At 49.5% G+C, this 17,359-nt stretch carries 14 protein-coding genes and 1 pseudogene; 12 read left to right on the top strand and 3 right to left on the bottom strand.

From position 1 onward, the window contains the following. Positions 1 to 56 precede the first annotated feature (56 nt). From ABXT62_RS03660 to ABXT62_RS03625, 8 genes and pseudogenes are all read left to right on the top strand, one after another. Positions 57 to 302, top strand: a complete 246-nt coding sequence (locus tag ABXT62_RS03660) for a helix-turn-helix transcriptional regulator (RefSeq protein ID WP_415357188.1) — start codon at positions 57 to 59, stop codon at positions 300 to 302. After that, complete coding sequence (locus tag ABXT62_RS03655) at positions 295 to 1,344, top strand: DUF3631 domain-containing protein (protein ID WP_415357187.1); 1,050 nt, start codon at positions 295 to 297, stop codon at positions 1,342 to 1,344. The genes ABXT62_RS03660 and ABXT62_RS03655 overlap by 8 nt, the downstream gene beginning before the upstream one ends. A gap of 581 nt (positions 1,345 to 1,925) precedes the next feature. Continuing rightward, positions 1,926 to 2,390: an IS6 family transposase gene (locus tag ABXT62_RS03650; protein ID WP_415358258.1), complete on the top strand. Its 465-nt coding sequence runs from the start codon at positions 1,926 to 1,928 to the stop codon at positions 2,388 to 2,390. Between the two features lie 420 nt (positions 2,391 to 2,810). Beyond that, positions 2,811 to 5,363 (top strand): S8 family serine peptidase, encoded by a 2,553-nt coding sequence (locus ABXT62_RS03645; protein ID WP_415357186.1) that lies wholly within the window; start codon positions 2,811 to 2,813, stop codon positions 5,361 to 5,363. A 295-nt stretch (positions 5,364 to 5,658) separates the two neighbouring features. Continuing rightward, complete coding sequence (locus ABXT62_RS03640; protein ID WP_415357185.1) at positions 5,659 to 6,342, top strand: IS6 family transposase; 684 nt, start codon at positions 5,659 to 5,661, stop codon at positions 6,340 to 6,342. Positions 6,343 to 6,639: 297 nt separating this feature from the next. Next, entirely contained in the window at positions 6,640 to 7,419 is a 780-nt protein-coding gene (locus ABXT62_RS03635) for a hypothetical protein (RefSeq protein WP_415357184.1), read from the top strand. A gap of 116 nt (positions 7,420 to 7,535) precedes the next feature. Beyond that, positions 7,536 to 7,667, top strand: coding sequence for a hypothetical protein (locus ABXT62_RS03630; protein WP_415357183.1), 132 nt, complete (start codon positions 7,536 to 7,538; stop codon positions 7,665 to 7,667). 334 nt (positions 7,668 to 8,001) lie between these two features. Further along, positions 8,002 to 9,342: pseudogene (locus ABXT62_RS03625) on the top strand (IS3 family transposase). Positions 9,343 to 9,716: 374 nt separating this feature from the next. Here the strand turns inward: ABXT62_RS03625 and ABXT62_RS03620 are convergent. Continuing rightward, the gene (locus tag ABXT62_RS03620) at positions 9,717 to 10,970 is read right to left on the bottom strand and encodes a glutathione S-transferase (protein WP_415357182.1); all 1,254 of its coding nucleotides are present in this window, start codon (positions 10,968 to 10,970) and stop codon (positions 9,717 to 9,719) included. 215 nt (positions 10,971 to 11,185) lie between these two features. On the opposite strand from ABXT62_RS03620, the gene ABXT62_RS03615 reads away from it, so the two are divergent. Beyond that, complete coding sequence (locus tag ABXT62_RS03615) at positions 11,186 to 11,980, top strand: SDR family oxidoreductase (RefSeq protein WP_415357181.1); 795 nt, start codon at positions 11,186 to 11,188, stop codon at positions 11,978 to 11,980. 721 nt (positions 11,981 to 12,701) lie between these two features. Then, the gene (locus ABXT62_RS03610) at positions 12,702 to 13,364 is read left to right on the top strand and encodes a TetR/AcrR family transcriptional regulator (protein WP_415357180.1); all 663 of its coding nucleotides are present in this window, start codon (positions 12,702 to 12,704) and stop codon (positions 13,362 to 13,364) included. A gap of 276 nt (positions 13,365 to 13,640) precedes the next feature. Here the strand turns inward: ABXT62_RS03610 and ABXT62_RS03605 are convergent, their stop codons facing one another. Then, complete coding sequence (locus ABXT62_RS03605; protein WP_415357179.1) at positions 13,641 to 15,128, bottom strand: MFS transporter; 1,488 nt, start codon at positions 15,126 to 15,128, stop codon at positions 13,641 to 13,643. 422 nt (positions 15,129 to 15,550) lie between these two features. Then, positions 15,551 to 15,715: a hypothetical protein gene (locus ABXT62_RS03600; RefSeq protein ID WP_415357178.1), complete on the bottom strand. Its 165-nt coding sequence runs from the start codon at positions 15,713 to 15,715 to the stop codon at positions 15,551 to 15,553. Between the two features lie 372 nt (positions 15,716 to 16,087). On the opposite strand from ABXT62_RS03600, the gene ABXT62_RS03595 reads away from it, so the two are divergent. Beyond that, complete coding sequence (locus tag ABXT62_RS03595; protein ID WP_415357177.1) at positions 16,088 to 16,684, top strand: DUF3604 domain-containing protein; 597 nt, start codon at positions 16,088 to 16,090, stop codon at positions 16,682 to 16,684. 413 nt (positions 16,685 to 17,097) lie between these two features. After that, the gene (locus ABXT62_RS03590) at positions 17,098 to 17,307 is read left to right on the top strand and encodes a hypothetical protein (protein ID WP_415357176.1); all 210 of its coding nucleotides are present in this window, start codon (positions 17,098 to 17,100) and stop codon (positions 17,305 to 17,307) included. Positions 17,308 to 17,359 lie beyond the last annotated feature (52 nt).

Genomic DNA, 17,359 nt, shown 5'->3' with positions numbered 1-17,359 from the left:
TGCTTACAGTCCCACGAAGACGGTTGGGTATTACTTATATTTTTGAGGAACTTGTAATGAGAAGTAATGTAAACGAAACACTACAAAAAATACCAACAACGCGGCTGATCAGAATCAGGGAGGTGATGAATTTGGTAGGACTCTCGAAGAGTCATATCTACTACCTCGCAGCTCAAGGAAAGTTCCCCAAGCGCGTATCATTGGTTCCCGGCGGCACCTCTGTGGCCTGGCTGCATGACGAAATCATCGAATGGCTGGAAGGCCGTGTTGCCGAAAGAGACGGAGGGCTTAACAATGATTAATAGTACTTCTATTACGCAATCACTAGTGGATGATGTTGTCGATTTGATAAAAAAACACTGCGTTCTTACTCCTAACGAAGTCGATGCTATTGCCTTGTGGATTATAGCAAGCTACCTGATCAACTCGTTTAGGGTGTTTCCAAAGCTTACATTAATTAGCCCAGAGAAAAGATGCGGAAAATCAACAACGATGGAGGTAATTCAGTCGGTTGCGAAAGATGGTGTGCAGCTGTCAAGTATTTCTTCTGCAGCTATCTATCGCGTGACTCAGCAAGGTCAACCAACGCTGCTGATTGATGAAGCTGATACTTTTGTGAAAGATGGTTCGCCAGGTCTGATAGGCATCATTAACTCTAGCCACAGTAAAAAAGGATCTACTGTCATTAGGTGTGTCGGCGACAATCATGAGGCGAAAACATTCAACACATGGATGCCAATGGTGCTCGCGTCAATCGGTGCTTTGTCTGATACAGTCATGGACAGGAGTATTGTGATCAATCTGCGCAGGAAGAAGCTTAAAGAGCAGGTAGTTAGAGTTCCCGTTGATCTTGAAGATCAACAGGCGGCCGTTAGGGATGCTCTAGCCGCCTGGCGCAGCTCAAATGAAGCCGCGATCAAGAACTCCAATGTGACTGTCCCAAACCTTGGAAATGATCGCGCACAGGACAATTGGTTCCCTCTTTATAGCATTGCTGAAGCTATCGGTAATGGCTGGTTAGAAAGATGTGAGGCTGCCTATAGGGCACTCACCACTCAATCTGAACCAGAGTTGCCAACCTTACTGCTGGCGAGCATATCGAGTTACTTTTCATCGACTGGCAATACACGGATAAGTTCATCAGATCTTGTTGCAGAACTCTGCAAAGACGCAACCAGCCCTTGGCAGGAATACTACAATGGTAGACGTATTACGCAGAATCAAGTTGCACGCATACTAAGAAACTATGGTATTTCAACTCGCTCCATGAGGTTCGGCGAATCAGTGATTCGCGGGTACGACCGCACTGACTTCATCGACGCCTTCGAAAGGTACATAGCCTAGATGGTCAAACAAAGTGCTACACCGCTACAAACCACGCCCGCACTGGCCTGCGGCGAGGTGCTAAGTGCTACAAGACTGCTACAGTCGTCGCACTTCTCGCGCAATGTTGCACTTGTGTTGCAGATGCTCCGCCTCTAACCCATTGATTTAAAGGGAATGTAGCAGTGTAGCGGTTTATTTAAAGTAGAAGATCCCGCGCAAGCGATAAACCAACGCCCCTATCCTAAATACCGATACATACCCGGTGTACTAAATGTCATTACCGATATCCTTCCGATATCCTAATATCTCCAAAACCAACAAATTGGCTATACGCAGCCGATACCTTAACGCACAGTCAACACTGTGAGGAAAAAGCGCCACCACAGTTGAGTCATACTTTTGCCTATTAGTGATTCTGGGCTCCAGCTGCGCCTGCGCCAGGTGATCGCTACGTGGTTACTTTAAGGGGGGCCTGAACGAATCACCCTGTCATCATAATATGCATTATGCGATCACCTCATCGAACAGCTTTTCAGTGCGGTAGGCGGGTATGTCGCGAATTTCTCTAGTTCAGTTAGCAGGATCAGTCAGGAAATTTAATCTCAATAGGCCGTTTATTTGTCCTATACTTCCAGCAGCATTATCTATGGCGAGCCGTGGACCAGGATGGTGAAGTAGTTGATGTGTATCTACAGGCAAGACGTGATGGCGCAGCAGCAAAGCGATTTTTCATGCGGCTATTGCGATCGCATGGTGGTGAACCCAGAAAAATCGTGACCGATAAGCTGCGCAGTTATAGAGTTGCTCGCCGGGAGTTAATGCCCGATGTGATCCACAGCGCCAATCAGTATGAGAATAACCGGGCAGAGCAATCCCATGAGGCGACCAGAGTAAGGGAGCGAGGGATGAGGAAGTTCAAGTCAGTAGGTCAGGCACAGAGATTTCTGGGTACTCATGCTGCAGTCTCCAATTTGTTCAACCTAGGTAGACATCTTGTTCGCGCTGAGCCTTATCGGGATCTCAGGATGAGTGCGTTTGGAGAGTGGAGTAGGGTAGTGGCTTAAATGAAGATGCCGACATTTCTGATTTCACAGAAGTTAATTTGTCAGTACCCCCCAGAGACGTACCTGGTAAAAAAACGCCTAACTCTATTGCCGAAATAAAAATTCGCCGTGCACAGACGTTGTTCTAGTAGTATTGTATGCTGAATAGTAATTAGAGAGTTAGGAAAGCAGAGCAGTGGAAATTTTAACGGTGCCCGCTTACCATCTACTTACACTTCTTTCTCTGGCTGAAGGAAGGGGGCTTTCGCGAGAGAGCTTGCTTTCCTCCTGCAGTTTATCCGCCTCAATATTTGAGTCAGAAACGGCTCCCGTGCCGTCACGTTAATAGCGCATTAACTAGCAGCCAAAACTGCTCCTACAGGTAGGGAAATGTACGCCGCTCGTAGGCTATAAAATCTAATACATGGTATGGAGTTACAAATGCTTAAGCGTCTTCTAATATTGAGCGTGCTGTCTTTTTTCATCTGCGCTTGTAGTGACGGTGGCACCGCGAGCAGCAGTTTTGACAGCGGCGGTGACGTTACCCCGCCTGAGCCCCAGAGCGTTTATCGTCCCGGCAATATTAATCAGGCCGATATCGCCCTGCTCGCTGATGTGGCTAGAGCTCGCTATGACGTCGATGGCTCGGGCCTCAAAGTCGGAGTCATTTCCGACAGCTTCAACTATCTCGGAGGCGAAGCGTATGACGTCGATCGCGGCGTACTCCCTTACGACGTTTCCATCGTACACGATGACGGCAACGGCGTTGACGAGGGGCGCGCTATGGCGCAACTGGTTCACGCTGTTGCACCCGGAGCGAAGCTTTACTTCTCCAGCTCGATGCCTTACGGCGACCCTTCCAAAATATCGTTGGAAAAGACGCTGGCGATTCAAGAAATATTTGCAGAAAGAATCCGAGAGCTCGTTGAATTGGGTTGCGACATAATCGTTGACGACATCTACGTCCCTGCGGAACCATGGTTTCAAGACGGTCCAATCAGCCTTGCCGTTGATGCGGCTGTTCAAAGTGGCGTCGCTTATTTCAGCGCTGCAAGCAACAACAGCAATGTGAGTTATCAATCGAATGTTTCCCTCACTGAGGCGCCAAGCAGCCTCATCGATTATTGGAATGATCCAAGTAGCGGCACCTCTCCTGAATTGGCAGAGGCGCTCAGTAACCCTGATCTATCGTTTCATAATTTTGCTCAGGGGGACGAGACCATCGTTCTGCAGAGTGTTCAAATTCCAAGCTTTGACCCGACGTCTTCTTTTGCGATCCAATGGGATCAACCGTGGGGGGCCAATGACAGTGCTGTGAATGTCTGGTTTTTCGATAAAAACAAAACGCCTATCGGAAAAGCGGGAGGATTTAAGGCATACCCAGCCGCATTCACCACTTTTTTTGGCTTACCTGCACAACCTAGCTTTCCTGCCTTACCGGCCCTGGGCGGCTCTTTCTACGTTGCATTCACCCATAACGCCAATGGCTTTGACGGCGTTGACGGTAGAGAAGTACCTGGTTTCTTCAAATGGATCGCGGTCCTCAATGGGCAAGGTACAATCAGCGGAACTCCTCAAAATGTGATCGTGGATCCGCCCTCTGGTTTTCAGGGGGCCAGCACAACGTGGGGCCATAACAATTCTCGACTCGGAGCGGCCGTCGCGGCTGCCGCGTATTGGAATACTCCGGCGTACAACCGCCAAGACCCCCTATTGACCGCATTCAGCTCATGGGGCGGAACGCCGATCTTCTTTGATGCCGCAGGGAACAGGCTACCTGAACCAGATCTGCGACAGCAGCCACGGTTCACCGCGCCACAAGAAGGCAATACAAGCTTCTTTTCCCGTGGCGATCCTGAGAATGATCTCTTGAAGAATTTTCAGGGGACCTCTGCCGCTGCACCCAATTCGGCCGCTGTCGCTGCGCTGATGCTAGAGCTTGATCCAACTCTTGAACCTTCCGAGATTTATCAAATCCTCGCCGACACGGCCGTTCAGGTGCCGGCGCCACAATACAATCCGCCCTATTCCTTGAATGATCAGTTGAATTACGCGACAGGTGCTGGGCTGATTCGGGCTGATCATGCACTGGCCCAAGTAGCCGATCTATCCATACAAGGAATCGTCTTTCAGGACTTTGCGCAAAACCGGTTTCAAAGTCACGGCGATCGGCCGCTCCCGGGTTATGGAGTCTTTCTGGATAGCAATCGAAACGGACGACGTGACGTCGCTCCACCCGCTGGGTCGAGTGCTGAATTGATTTCTTTTCAAGCGTTGGGTCCCATAGAGGTCGATTCAGGAGAAGTGGTACCAAACCCAAACGTATGGCCTGCCGAATCCCCTCAAAATGCAGGAGAGTACTTCGGTGACTCTGCGCTGGCTTGGCCCCAAAAGGCACTTTCGCCCATCCAAGTTTCTGAAATGCCGGGAACCATCACTGACCTTGAATTGACCTACGAAATACGGGCGAACTCAAGTTCAGAATCAGGGCATCCTTTCTTTTTGACCCTAGTCAGTCCACTTGGAATTCGCGTGCCAATTGTTGGAACTGTGCTCAGCGGAGGGTCGTTTGAAGACCCAGTAAGCATTTCGAATTCAAGCGGCAACTCGCTTCCCGACACGGAAACGTATACCCGCACAGTCTCAATGGGCGCCACAATGGATGAAAGAAAAGCCCTCGGTAATCTGGATGTATTTAAGGGCCTGCCCGCCAATGGATTGTGGCAATTAGAGGTCATGAACCCTGATCAAAACCGCACCTATACACTCGAGAGCTGGACTCTTTCCCTGCAAACAGAAGAAATCCTGGTCACGATTGATCATGACGGAAGATATGCATTCCCTGGTTCATCTCTTTCGTTTTCATCAGTCGTCGGCCCTTATACCCCTGCGATCGAACTACCTATGGATCAATTCATCACAACACACAACACGGTCTTTATCGGACGCAGGAACCCCAATCCGATTGTTGACATTGTTGTTTCCTCACCTTAGCCCGAACCGAAGGTGATCAAGACGGGCCGGGTCAATTGGCGCGGCAAACTCAAAATCAAGGGGAGAGTGCGCTACGGCCAGCGGGTGGCGACACAAACTGAGGGTGTCTATTGCCGGACCTTCCGGTATGGCCGATTTATTTGCCGAGGCAGGAATCTCCAACCAGGTCTCCAAGGCGAGGTTCTCCTTGCGCAACCCAAATCAGTAAGGGGCTGCGAATCGCCGGAAGGAGGCCCCTCCGAGTGGAGGTGAAGGTACTGACAACTTAACTTGCTGAAATTGGTAGAATCGACCAATGAATACATATAAACGCCATCGCTTCCCTCCAGAAATTATTTCTTACGCCGTCTGGCTCTACTATCGCTTCAATCTCAGCCACAGAGACATCGAAGATCTACTTGCCGAACGAGGCATAACCGTCAGCCATGAATCGATCCGACTGTGGTGTATAAAATTCGGCGCTATATACACTCGAAGACTGAAACGAAAACACCGAGGCTACGGCGACACGTTCTACATCGATGAAGTTTCCATCAAGATCAACGGTAAGCAGCATTACCTGTGGCGTGCTGTAGATCAAGACGGTGAAGTGGTTGATGTTTACCTACAGGCCAAGCGGGATGGAGCCGCGGCGAAACGTTTCTTCAAAAGGTTATTGCGAAGCCATGGCGGCGAGCCTAGAAAGATCGTTACCGACAAACTGCGCAGCCATGGCGTTGCTCAGCGCGAATTGATCCCAGAGACGATCCACAGCACTAGGCAGTATGAGAATAATCGCGCTGAGCAATCGCATGAGGTGACTCGGGTGAGAGAAAGAGGTATGAGGCGGTTCAAATCGACAAGCCAGGCTCAGCGATGTCTGGGGGCCCATGCTGCGATAAGTAAGCTATTCAACCTGGGTAGACACTTAGTACGTGCGGAGCATTATCGGAATCTTAGGGAAAGTGCGTTCGCTGATTGGAGTAGAGCGGTTGCTTGATGGCAGAGGCCAGATTTCTGTGACCCCAAGAAGTTAATTTGTCAAAACCGTCATGACACACCTAGCCAGGCCGCTCAACACCCGTTGACGACGAAGGCAATACGCTGTGGAACTTTGCGCCAGAGCCTGTGTCTCAAGAGCGAATGGTAGCGGTTGAGTCTTTTGACAAAGCCGGATATATCCTGTATCGGTAGGAAGATACGAAACGGTAATAAACAACCGATGCATGTCAGCTTCTACTGAGTAGGTTAGCGGACCTAAATGCAACACCTCCACATAATGAAAAGGAACCCCATCATGATGTATCGCAAGGTCATCATCTGCTTTTTTCTAGTATTCGCCTACGGCTGCAGCGACAGTAATAATGACGATGGATTTGGTCTATTACCCGCTGTGCCAGAGCCCACCCCAATCCAGCCTGCCAATGCTGGCCAGCCAGGATGGCTGTATGTTCAAACGGCAGCAACAGCAAAAATGACGTCCGATACCGTATTAGAGATCCCGTTCACTCGAGATGTCTTCGGCTTCACCGACAGACCTGACCGGAAGCAGGCTTACCTCACGGCCTTTGAGTTTGCGTCACTCTGGACTGCGGAAGGGGCCAATAGTTTCTCTGCAGACGCACCCAATGCCGTTTTGACATGGCTAGTGGGTGAAGAGCAGCGTGAAGCTGAGGTGATTATCAAAAATGCCACAGCCTATGCTGATGGCGCGCAGGAATCTCTTGTATATGAAGTAACACTTGAAGCTGGGCAAATGCCTGATGCACAGATGTCGTCCGTATCGCTCTTTGTGGATTCAGGTGGTGGTGCTGCAGCATCGGGCGTCCAAGTGTGCTCTGCGACTGCAGTGTGTAAGACCGTCTCTAGTGTCGAGGACTTTAACGAGGTGATTGAAACATTGGGACTAGATAGTAATTGGTACGTTCTAGCTTCAGTCGGCGATTTTGGGTTGCCCTCGTTGATATCAACTGGATATTACTGGTCGGTGCTTTCGCTTGCGGTGCGATTTGGATCGCCAGTGTATGAGTCGCGACGTGTTGTTAGGTTTAACCCCGCGGAATCAGGCGCACCTTAACCTCAAGCTAGCACTTGAAAAAAGACTCACGTCCGCTCTTATAGTGGGCGGGCTTTATTATCCGTTATGTTGAGTGTGTTTATGACGTACAGCCAAAACCGTTGAAAGCGGTTGCGTTGATCAATCAAACCTCGCAATCCGCTGCGATGCCAGTGAACCCACCCGTTCCAACCAGCCCACTGTGGCTACTGGGCATCATGGCAGGCTTGTTGTCGCTAGTGGCGGTCAGGAAGCTACGCAAACCCTGAGCCTTCTCAAGCCCGCCTAGTGCGGGTTTTTTGTTGTTTATTAGCCCTATTGCACAGAGCCACTTTCCGCTCGACTTGCTACCAAACTATTACCCATATTTAAAAAAATATATATAAATCAACGCATATAGACCGTCTCCGGAACAGGCCCGCAAGCAGGGGCTTCGGGCGGCGCCTCGTGGAGCAAATCGGTGTCGGAAACGGTTCCGGCGATGGTCGTGGAAGCAGGCGACATTGGTCCCGAGTGTGTGGCGTCAGCCACCATGGTACCAAATGACCTGATTCACTAAGAGATACTTCTGCTACTTTTAAACGGAAGCAAAGGAGTATTACTATGAGCATGTCAAACACCGAAAAGAAAGTTAAGGATATCCGTCGCAACACTCGACGCAAGTTCTCCACCGAGGAGAAGATCCGTATTGTGCTGGATGGCCTCAAGGGAGAGAGTTCAGTTGCCGAACTCTGTCGTCGCGAGGGAATCAATCCCAATTAGTATTACCGATGGAGCAAAGACTTCCTGGAAGCCGGCAGGAAGCGGCTGTCAGGCGATACCGTGCGAGACGCCAATACGGATGAAGTAACGGGCCTCAAGCGCGAGAATGGCGATCTGAAGCAGGCCGTGGCCGAACTGTACCTACGTAATGACTGGCTTAAAAAAAGTCTGACTGGGCAGGGTGTGATCTTGGACGACGAATGATGCGCACCGCATCGGAAAAGCTGGCCATCATCTGTCTGGTCGAGGAATCCGAGCTGTCTGTGCGCCGGACTCTGGATGAGATCAAGATCAGTCGCACCAGCTTCTATCGTTGGTACAGTGCCTACGAGCAAGACGGGCTGGATGGCCTTGCGAATCAGGGCCGAGCCTCGAGGCGTCACTGGAACCAGATACCAGGCTCGGTTCGCAGCATGATCGTGGAAGTAGCGCTGGAACGGCCCGATCTGACACCCAGAGAACTGGCGTGGCACATTACCGATACCCACGACTACTTTGTCTCAGAATCCAGCGTCTATCGCATCCTGAAGGCCCACGACCTGATCACCAGCCCACAGTTCACGGTGATGCGTGCATCAGACAAGTTCCAGCACCCGACCGGTCGGGTGCATGAGCTATGGCAAACGGACTTCACCTATTTCAGGGTGATTGGCTGGGGTTGGTACTTCTTGTCGACGATCCTGGATGATTACTCTCGCTACATCATCACCTGGCGCTTGACAACAACCATGGCCGCTGCTGATGTCACTGGCACCCTAGAAGATGCACTGAAGGCGACTGGTTTGTCCGAGGCCCGAGTAAAACACAAGCCAAGACTACTGTCGGATAACGGCCCCTGTTACATCAGTGGTGAGCTCAAGGATTGGCTAAGAAAAGCAGGACATGGAGCATACGCGTGGTGCGCCGTATCACCCGCAGACCCAGGGCAAGATTGAACGCTATCACCGTTCAATGAAGAACGTGGTCAAGCTGGAACATTACTACTATCCGTGGGAACTGGAAAAGGCTATTGCTGAGTGGGTCGAACATTACAACCACGAGCGATACCATGAGTCGTTGGACAACGTGACGCCCGCAGATGTTTATGACGGACGGAGAAACGAGATCCTAGATCAACGCGCTGTGGTGAAGGCCAGGACGATGACGAAGCGAAAAGTACACAACCTGCGATTAGCAGGCTAGACTGGAGAAGTCACTGGCAGAAAAGTGTCTCTTAGAAAACGGGCTGATTGGTCCCAAATGGTCTGACGACGCACACCAGCACACTGAGTATTTTATTCATTGTGACTTCCCTTCCGTTTATTGATTGCGTTCTTTCAGAAGCTGTTCGCGGGATCCACCCGATGCACAATTCGGAGGCAATTTTAAACAGATGGAGGCGCAATAGTTTTTATATACGGTAATATTGTTTACATATGAGGCAACGTATTGAGGAAAAGAAGCAATAAAATCACCGAGGACTCTATTGGTGGTGGCTGGTCGCAACAGCCCGTCGGTGCCAATCACATCAAACAGGACGCTGATAAATTGCTTATACTTCGACTGCTCTGGGCGGGCTAAACAGACTTTGCGCCGAGAACATAGGCATAGGGTGGCTGATGCTTATGGATATTAATCGGACGCGACAGTCGCGTGGTCACAAAAATCTCTCCGCCGACAGATTGCATCAGTTGAGACCAATCGGATTTCTCCTTGGCATCCATCATGTCAACAACTTCCAAAACATACTGATGCATATTGGGAATATCCGGCCAGGCATCTCTTTTGATCGTTATGCTCTGGTGACTGTATGCCATTTCCCCTATCTTCTGGCGGTTCATGGCCGTGCCATCAATCGTAATAATCGCACCTTCGGGGCGCTCCGGGTCCGTCGCCAGCCAGTTTTCATAGACATTTACCGATGCTTCAAGCTGGGGCCCAAAATCATCGCTCACCAGCTTGAGGAAATCCAACAAGGTGCCGGGGAGATTATCGGAGTCCAGATATTCCTGCGGGACCTGACTGAATTCCGCGTCCACGATACCGGGCCGGTTCATGGTTTCGGTCCATCGGAAAAGAGCCGGAGCCGTTTTCTTCATGATGTTTGCGGGGTAGATATCGCGCCCCAAATGCGCGTGCAGTGTCTCCATCATCGCAGCATCGGCGATAGAAGGTCGACCACCAAGAATGTAAGGATAATGCCGGAAATGCGCGTCAAGAGTATCGAATAATAGCTGATTCGATTTTTCGATTGCCGGAATTGTCTCCGCTGTAATGCCAACTTCAGTAGGAAACCTCTCCAGTTTCATGGCCTGAAAGTTCTCCCCAATCATTTTGATGACCTCAAAATTCGTTGGCCCCGCTATGGCGCGTCCAATATCGGCCGCTGCGAAATCGGCGCTTTCGCTAAAACTCCAGCGATAGTGCTGCGCATTGAGGAGCAGCCCTTCTGTTCCGTAATTGAATATCAGCCAAGCAAGCGCCCTCATCATGGGGTCTGAAGGCAGCATGGGTGGTTCGGGGTGCTGTTCTTCCAAATATCGGATAATTGCTGTTGTATCTGAAATAAATGTGCCATCGGGTAAATCCAATACCGGAAATGTCGAATAACCCAACGCCGGCACAATAACCTCTGCCCACCGGTCTTTTGCTCCGGCCACCCCTGCCGCAGGAGACGCTTCCGTAAAGTGGATACCCTTTTTGATCATATACGAACGTGTTTTGGCGCTATATAGAGAGACGTTTACAGCCCAGTGCACATAAGGTTCAACCGTCCATGCTGGATAGGTGTTGAACAAACTTTTCATTATCTCTTTTTTGGAATTTTTCATAGAAACCTACTTAGTCATAAGAGGATAAAAATTCTTAAGTATAGGCGATATTAACACTAACTTTTCGAGACATTCACTCCACTTATCCTTAACACTGCGAGACGGGGCGGCGTTGACTAATGCTTATGTCGTAGATAGGGTCGACTGAATCTACTACAACAGTTGTGGGCACTTAGTAGGCGTTCGGTGACCATACTCAATACAGGAAAAAGGAAATGGATCTTCAGATTCGCGGCAAAAAAGCACTCATGGCAGGCGGTAGCGCAGGCATGGGTAGGGCAACGGCTGAGCGACTGGCTGAAGCGGGAGTGGAGCTCTACATCAGCGCCAGGCGAGAGGAGCGCTTACGCAATGCCGCGAAGGAGATGTCGGACAAATACGGCACGACGGTAACGCCAATCGTAGCGGACTCATCCACTGAAGAAGGTCGTAAAGCCCTTTTTTCCGCTTGCCCAGACCCGGATATCCTAGCGATCACCATCAAGCCGCCTGCGCCAAATGGTGATTTTTTAGAAGTGACACCCGAGATGTGGCGTGACTCAATTGATACAGCGCTCATTGGTCCTATTGAAATAATGCGTAACTATATCCCTGTCATGAAGAAAAAAGGCTGGGGTCGCATAGTCAACATTGCCACTTTTTCAGCTAAAAACCCGATGATCTGGCGTCTGATGTCAGGGCCTGCACGGTCTGCGCTGATCAATTATACGGCTAGTGTGTCTCGTGAAATTGCTCAACACGGTGTCAATATCAATAATATACTTCCCGGCATGTTTGCCACGGAGGGGGCCGAAGAACTCATGGAGACTTACGCGGAAGCCTTCGGTTTGGAAAAGAGTGAGGAAGTGATAATCGCTCACTTCATGGAGCACAATAAAATTCCGGCGGGCTTTCAAGCCGTTGCCGATGACATGGCTCCTATGGCGGCATTACTGTGCAGCCCATTGTCGCGTTTTATCGTGGGTCAAAATATTGTGATCGACGGTGGTCAGCACCACTCTCTATTTTAGACTAGCGAAAGTGTCGGCTTGAGAAAAACCTTGGAGTATAGGCGGGATTAACACTAACTTTTAGACCAACCTGTGCATGGCGAATTCGTAATTCATCAATAGTATCAGAGGGTTCTGACAAGTTAAGTCGCTGGACCCACAAATATTCAGCTTCTGGCGATCAGGCTACTGCCCTACTCCACTCTCCAAACGCACTCATCCTGAGATCCCGATTATGCATAGTTGAGGGCCTAATAACAGCCTGTCGATTGCCGGCAGTCGGGACCTTGTAGTAGATTGAGCAAAATCAGGGGGTATTAATCCTTCCTATACTCCTTGTGGCCTTTTTTTTGTTGCCTGGAGCCGGCATCGCAACCGCCACCTCTATTGGTCGGAGGGGTAATTGTTAGGTTTTAAGGTATCTGCGGCGGTTATTATAGTATTTCAGAGTATAGTTTAGCTGCATAGTTTATGAGTCTATCTCACGGCTAGATATTAATTAAACCTCTGTTTTTACAGGTTTTTTATGGCCGTTATATGTATAGCCGTATAGGCACAATAATGGGTACAACCCCGTTTGGCGCAAAGTACTTTTACGCTTAACAATGACTCTTCTTCCGACACAGTCTCTTTCCAATATGTATATACCCTCCTTAAAAAAACTAGACCGCTTGGGACTACAGATTTCACTCACAGGAAAAAGTGCTAGTTAGATCATCTATCACGTGTTAATCTACCTAGTATGAAAGAATCCGGAGAAGCATTAGGAAATGTAACTCGTCAGGCAAATAAAAAATTGCGGCGTGAACGCATATTTAATATAGCAAAGCGTCTAATAGCTGCAAAAGGTTTAGAAGAATTTACTATAAGTGAACTTGCCGATGAGGCTGGGGTTACTACGCCAACGATTCACAACCTATTCGGGAAAAAAAGTGACATCATTAGAGAGTTGGTTTCGAATTTAATTGAACAAATGCAGGGTAATGTCCTCAACCCGCCTATCGACCCTATTGAAAATGCAAAGTTTTTCGTCGATAACGTGGTTGCTCTATTTGAGCAGGATACGGATTTTTATCGCGCCGCATTTATGTCGGCAGAGCAAGTAAAATTGTTTGATCCTAGAATTCCAGATGGACTTTTCCAGCGGGCACAGCAACTGGCAGCACCGAGAAAAGAGTGGTATGAGAGTGGGTTGTTTTTAGGAAATATCGAACCCAGCACGATTATGAAAAGAGTTCACAATAGCAACCGGCTTGGGCGAATTGACTGGGTTAGTGGCTACATTGATTTGAATCAATTTCGCCATCAGGTTTTAGAGGGCATACTTTTGGTGTACGCGTCCGATGCCAGCCCCGAGCTTCATGTTAGGCTGAGTGAAGAAATCAATGGACTTATCAGCCTCTAGTTTATGGCACTATCAAGTTAGTTATTAGCCATTAGTCTGTGGCGTTGCAATGAGGGCTAAGTGAAAAGCTCGCCGGTGTTGCCAAATTAAGTCGCCATAATGGGTAACATCAGGCGATGCATACCTACAAACTCCACCAATTTCCACCGGACATTATGCTCGTATCGCTCCCATCGTAGATCTATTCCGGTCATTCCCGCACTGAGGTGCCTAAACACTCCTGCCAGACGGTGTTTCAGTGGCATCTTTGCTGATTGAACTCGGTAAACTCGACTCTCAGTGTGATCTTGGTGTGCTGACGGAGGCGCTGTCGCCTCTTCCGGCTGCCTGTTGTCGCTGTGACAGGGCCTGGCGAACTTCCAACTGACTGGCGTGACTCATATTCACTTTGAATGACATCCACACCGGTAACAGCATAATAATCGCCAGCCCCGGGCCCATAATCAGGCCCAGACCCCACGTTACCGTGCTGGATACTTCGCCTGGTTGCGCTCCAGCCTGCAGGCCTATCACGTCCAGAAACGGGCCGGCTATCAGGTAGCCAAAGGCGCCCACGAATTTGGAGGAAAAGAAAGCCGCAGCAAAAACAACGCCCGCCTTTCGTTTGCCAGTGGCCAACTCTTGCTCATCCACGATATCAGCCAGCATCGAGTGAACGGTGATCACGCGCAGAATATTCATGGTCATATGTATTGCCCAGTTGAAGTAGATCAAGGCGAATACCACCGTGCTGTTATCTGGCAGTAGGTCAAACAATTTCAACGGCGTCAGCCAGAGCAGGTTAATGCTGGTCAGGGCACAGGTCAGGCGCAGTATCTGTTGTTTTTCAAACAGCCGATTCAGTGATTTGGAAAACACGGCCGACAACAGTACCGCGAGAATAATGGGACCGGCAAACAGTAAGGACGTCTGGATCGCATCCAGTTGCCAGAAATAGATGTAAGTCACCATCAGCAATGTAGCGGTAATGCTGCCGATACCGCCCACGGCCATATCCAACATCACCATGTATAAAAAGTTCTTGTTGCGAAATGTGATGAATATATCGCGCAGCATATTGCTGTCGGCATCCCCTGTGCCGCTGGCGAGTTTGGGAATGTATTGCCAAGTGCCGGCAATGCAGATGACGCTAAACAGTATGACGAGTAGGCCGTTGACCCAGCCAAAAAAATGGTAATTGTCGATGAGGAAGCGGCCGTCGAGGCCATTTTCTTCCTTAAATAAAAAAATCATGGCGGTGGCCGAGACAAGAGTGCCGATAAACCAGGCCATATTGGTGCGCACCGCAGCCAGCTGTGTGCGTTCGTGATAGTCCTCGGAAATCTCTGCACCCAGGGCTAGGTAGGGCACCATAAAAAAGGTCAGAGCTGTGCGTACCAGCAGTATGCTGATCAGCAGCCAGGTAAACAGCTGGCCTTGGTCGCTCAGCACACTGCCGGGTGGCCCGTACAGCATGACAAAACCCGCAGCCATTGGAATAACAGCGGCAATCATTAACGGGTGGCGGCGGCCAATGCGCGAGCGCAAACGGTCTGACCAGGCGCCAATCAGTGGGTCGCTGATACCATCCCAGATAATTGAAATGCCGATGGCAAGACCGGTCAGCGTCCCCGACAGGCCCAGCACCTGCTTGTAGTAAAGCAGGACAAAGACCCCCATTGCCGCCTCTTTGAGTGCGTGACTGACAATGCCCGAGCTATACAGCAGACGGTTATGCAAGCTAATACTTGAGACGTCATTGGAATAAGTTTGAAAATTTCGCATTAAAAATTCGAAGCAGGTTCCTAAGTGTAATATGCGAGAGTCTGTAATACTGAATACAACTATGTAAACTCAGCCGATCCATTCATTGTTTTAAAGGCGTAAATGACTCTAATATATGGGGTCTGAGTTATAGCTCGCTTACTCCTAGTATTGTAATGAAACCCTATCTCAAAACAAGTTGCCATAAGTTCCGGCATCAGTTTTAAGCGCACTATTTTACAGAGCTCGGGTGGTGAAATTGGGTGACACGGTAGTTTCAGGTGCTACTGCTCTCATGGGCATTCCTCTCTCGGGCAGCATAGTCAAACGTGGCCATTGTTTTTATCGATTCAATCATAACTTTACAAGATTGAATGGACCTAGCTTCAGACAGACTTTAGAACGGTGGGATTCAGTCATCACTAGTAAGAGCAAGAGTCGGTTTAGCTTAATGCATTGAGCTCTTCGGGCGTTAATAGATTTTTTCTGTCAGCCATATTGGCCCAAATCTTAGTCGGTAATTTTTGATAACCACGGTTGTTCGCTGCGGCAACCTCCGCGGCAGTGCGTGTCCCAAAACGCAGCAACACAGTCGTGACGCCCAACATACCACCCACCAGGTAATGACCATTCTATTTTCACGGCGAATAGCTGTTTGGTCGATGGATAAAAACATTGATCGGCACTCTTTGAACCACGTCGACCTGTTTTTTATAGTTTCTAGTCGTTTTTATGCGATTTTGTATCGTTTTTATGCGATTTTTTTGATGACAGTCCATGTTGCAGATTTAACTGACCAACAACTTTAACTTTGCAACAATTTTTACTAATAACAAAATCTGTTGACTTTCTGGGACGAGGAGATTTATTATCAGTTTCGCATCGACTCAGATCAGTTCGATGAGGCTGTAACCAACTCTACTCTTGCAGAAAGCTGCATTCTATTTATACATATCTATCGATCAAGGATGACCTTCCCAATGACCCGAACTACAACAGCACCACAGCGTGGCGTGCTCGCATCATTCGCACTCTTGCTCATTTCGATGCTGTCGGCTCAGGCATTGGCGGAAACATTTGATTTCCGTGGCATCACCTATTACGTCAACCCCGACCATAATGGTTACTTCGGCGATCTGCATGCGCACAGGGGCTACTCGGGTGATGCCTATGTTTTTGGCACCGTAAGCAGCCCTGACGATGCCTACCTCTATGCCAAGAGGCAGGCACTAGACCACCCCAGCGAGACCTTTCCAGACAGCATGACGCTCATTGAGAATGCTGCTTTCTTCGACAACAGCGTCCTCACCAGCCCCGTGTCTTTGAGAGATTTCGGAATATTCAGCCCCGCAACGTTTACCGTCACTCCCAAGCTAGCGAGCATCACCTATGCTCAAGGCGCTGCGGGACGGAATGACGTAACCTTTACGCCTAGCACTGGCCCAACAGGAAGTGTCACCGCGGAAGCAGCAGCTCCTCCAGCGACAGCCACACCAGTTACTGTAAGCCAACTGGCGTCACTGGGCATCATGGCTATCTTGCTGTCGCTAGTGACTGTCAGGAAGCCTGCGTCCTGAGTAGATCCACTCCGGCCAATGCGATACACAGCGGCTCCTTCGGGGGCCGTTATTTCTCATAATACTAAGACACTGAACCCACTGAATTCCTTCCAGGCGAGGCAAGGACGGGCGCAGCCTAAGGCCGTAGCCGATGCCTAGTAAGCCAATAAGAAAATAATAATATGACTTAACCTTGGTCGTGCCTTCGGCTGCTTTGGCTGGCGCCCGCAGCCTTGTCACTCCCATGAGACGGGAAGTTTGAATGGTATATTTGGCTCGCAGGTTTTTGAAATGTTGCCCATCTGCCTGCGACTCCAGGACTGCCAGTCTCTCACAGCCACAACCAACCTACCCCCCCCCGTACATCGGCTACGCCGTTGTGACGGTATAGGCACACCGTGTCTACCGTATATCTGCGGAGATATATATTTATGATGGATACATGGAATGCAGTATGGCTACAATTTGTCCGCACCTTAGGGCTCTATGGCAAGACCCTCGATGTGGTCGAGCCTATGCTCGACGTTGGCGGCATCCATGCCAGAGGCTTTGAGACTATCGAGACGCTTCAGGTGGAAGACAACATCACACGCAAGATTGAGGCGATTAAAGCTCGTATCAATACAGCTAACAAGCCCTAGTGCCACTGGACACCCTGTCACGGGTGTCCATCTCTTTTTCTATTCCCCTTAC

The organism is Halioglobus sp. Uisw_031, assembly GCF_047729875.1.
In the GTDB taxonomy this organism is placed as follows: Bacteria; Pseudomonadota; Gammaproteobacteria; order Pseudomonadales; family Halieaceae; genus Marimicrobium.
Note: the sequence above shows the minus strand (reverse complement) of the source record. Positions and strands in the feature narration are given on the sequence as shown.

What these genes read in the sequence shown, in the direction of transcription:
- ABXT62_RS03660 (WP_415357188.1), top strand. Translation starts at nt 57, where the DNA reads ATGAGAAGTAATGTAAACGAAACACTACAAAAAATACCAACAACGCGG.
- ABXT62_RS03655 (WP_415357187.1), top strand. Translation starts at nt 295, where the DNA reads ATGATTAATAGTACTTCTATTACGCAATCACTAGTGGATGATGTTGTC.
- ABXT62_RS03645 (WP_415357186.1), top strand. Translation starts at nt 2,811, where the DNA reads ATGCTTAAGCGTCTTCTAATATTGAGCGTGCTGTCTTTTTTCATCTGC.
- ABXT62_RS03640 (WP_415357185.1), top strand. Translation starts at nt 5,659, where the DNA reads ATGAATACATATAAACGCCATCGCTTCCCTCCAGAAATTATTTCTTAC.
- ABXT62_RS03635 (WP_415357184.1), top strand. Translation starts at nt 6,640, where the DNA reads ATGATGTATCGCAAGGTCATCATCTGCTTTTTTCTAGTATTCGCCTAC.
- ABXT62_RS03620 (WP_415357182.1), bottom strand. Translation starts at nt 10,970, where the DNA reads ATGAAAAATTCCAAAAAAGAGATAATGAAAAGTTTGTTCAACACCTAT.
- ABXT62_RS03615 (WP_415357181.1), top strand. Translation starts at nt 11,186, where the DNA reads ATGGATCTTCAGATTCGCGGCAAAAAAGCACTCATGGCAGGCGGTAGC.
- ABXT62_RS03610 (WP_415357180.1), top strand. Translation starts at nt 12,702, where the DNA reads ATGAAAGAATCCGGAGAAGCATTAGGAAATGTAACTCGTCAGGCAAAT.
- ABXT62_RS03605 (WP_415357179.1), bottom strand. Translation starts at nt 15,128, where the DNA reads ATGCGAAATTTTCAAACTTATTCCAATGACGTCTCAAGTATTAGCTTG.
- ABXT62_RS03600 (WP_415357178.1), bottom strand. Translation starts at nt 15,715, where the DNA reads ATGTTGGGCGTCACGACTGTGTTGCTGCGTTTTGGGACACGCACTGCC.
- ABXT62_RS03595 (WP_415357177.1), top strand. Translation starts at nt 16,088, where the DNA reads ATGACCCGAACTACAACAGCACCACAGCGTGGCGTGCTCGCATCATTC.
- ABXT62_RS03590 (WP_415357176.1), top strand. Translation starts at nt 17,098, where the DNA reads ATGATGGATACATGGAATGCAGTATGGCTACAATTTGTCCGCACCTTA.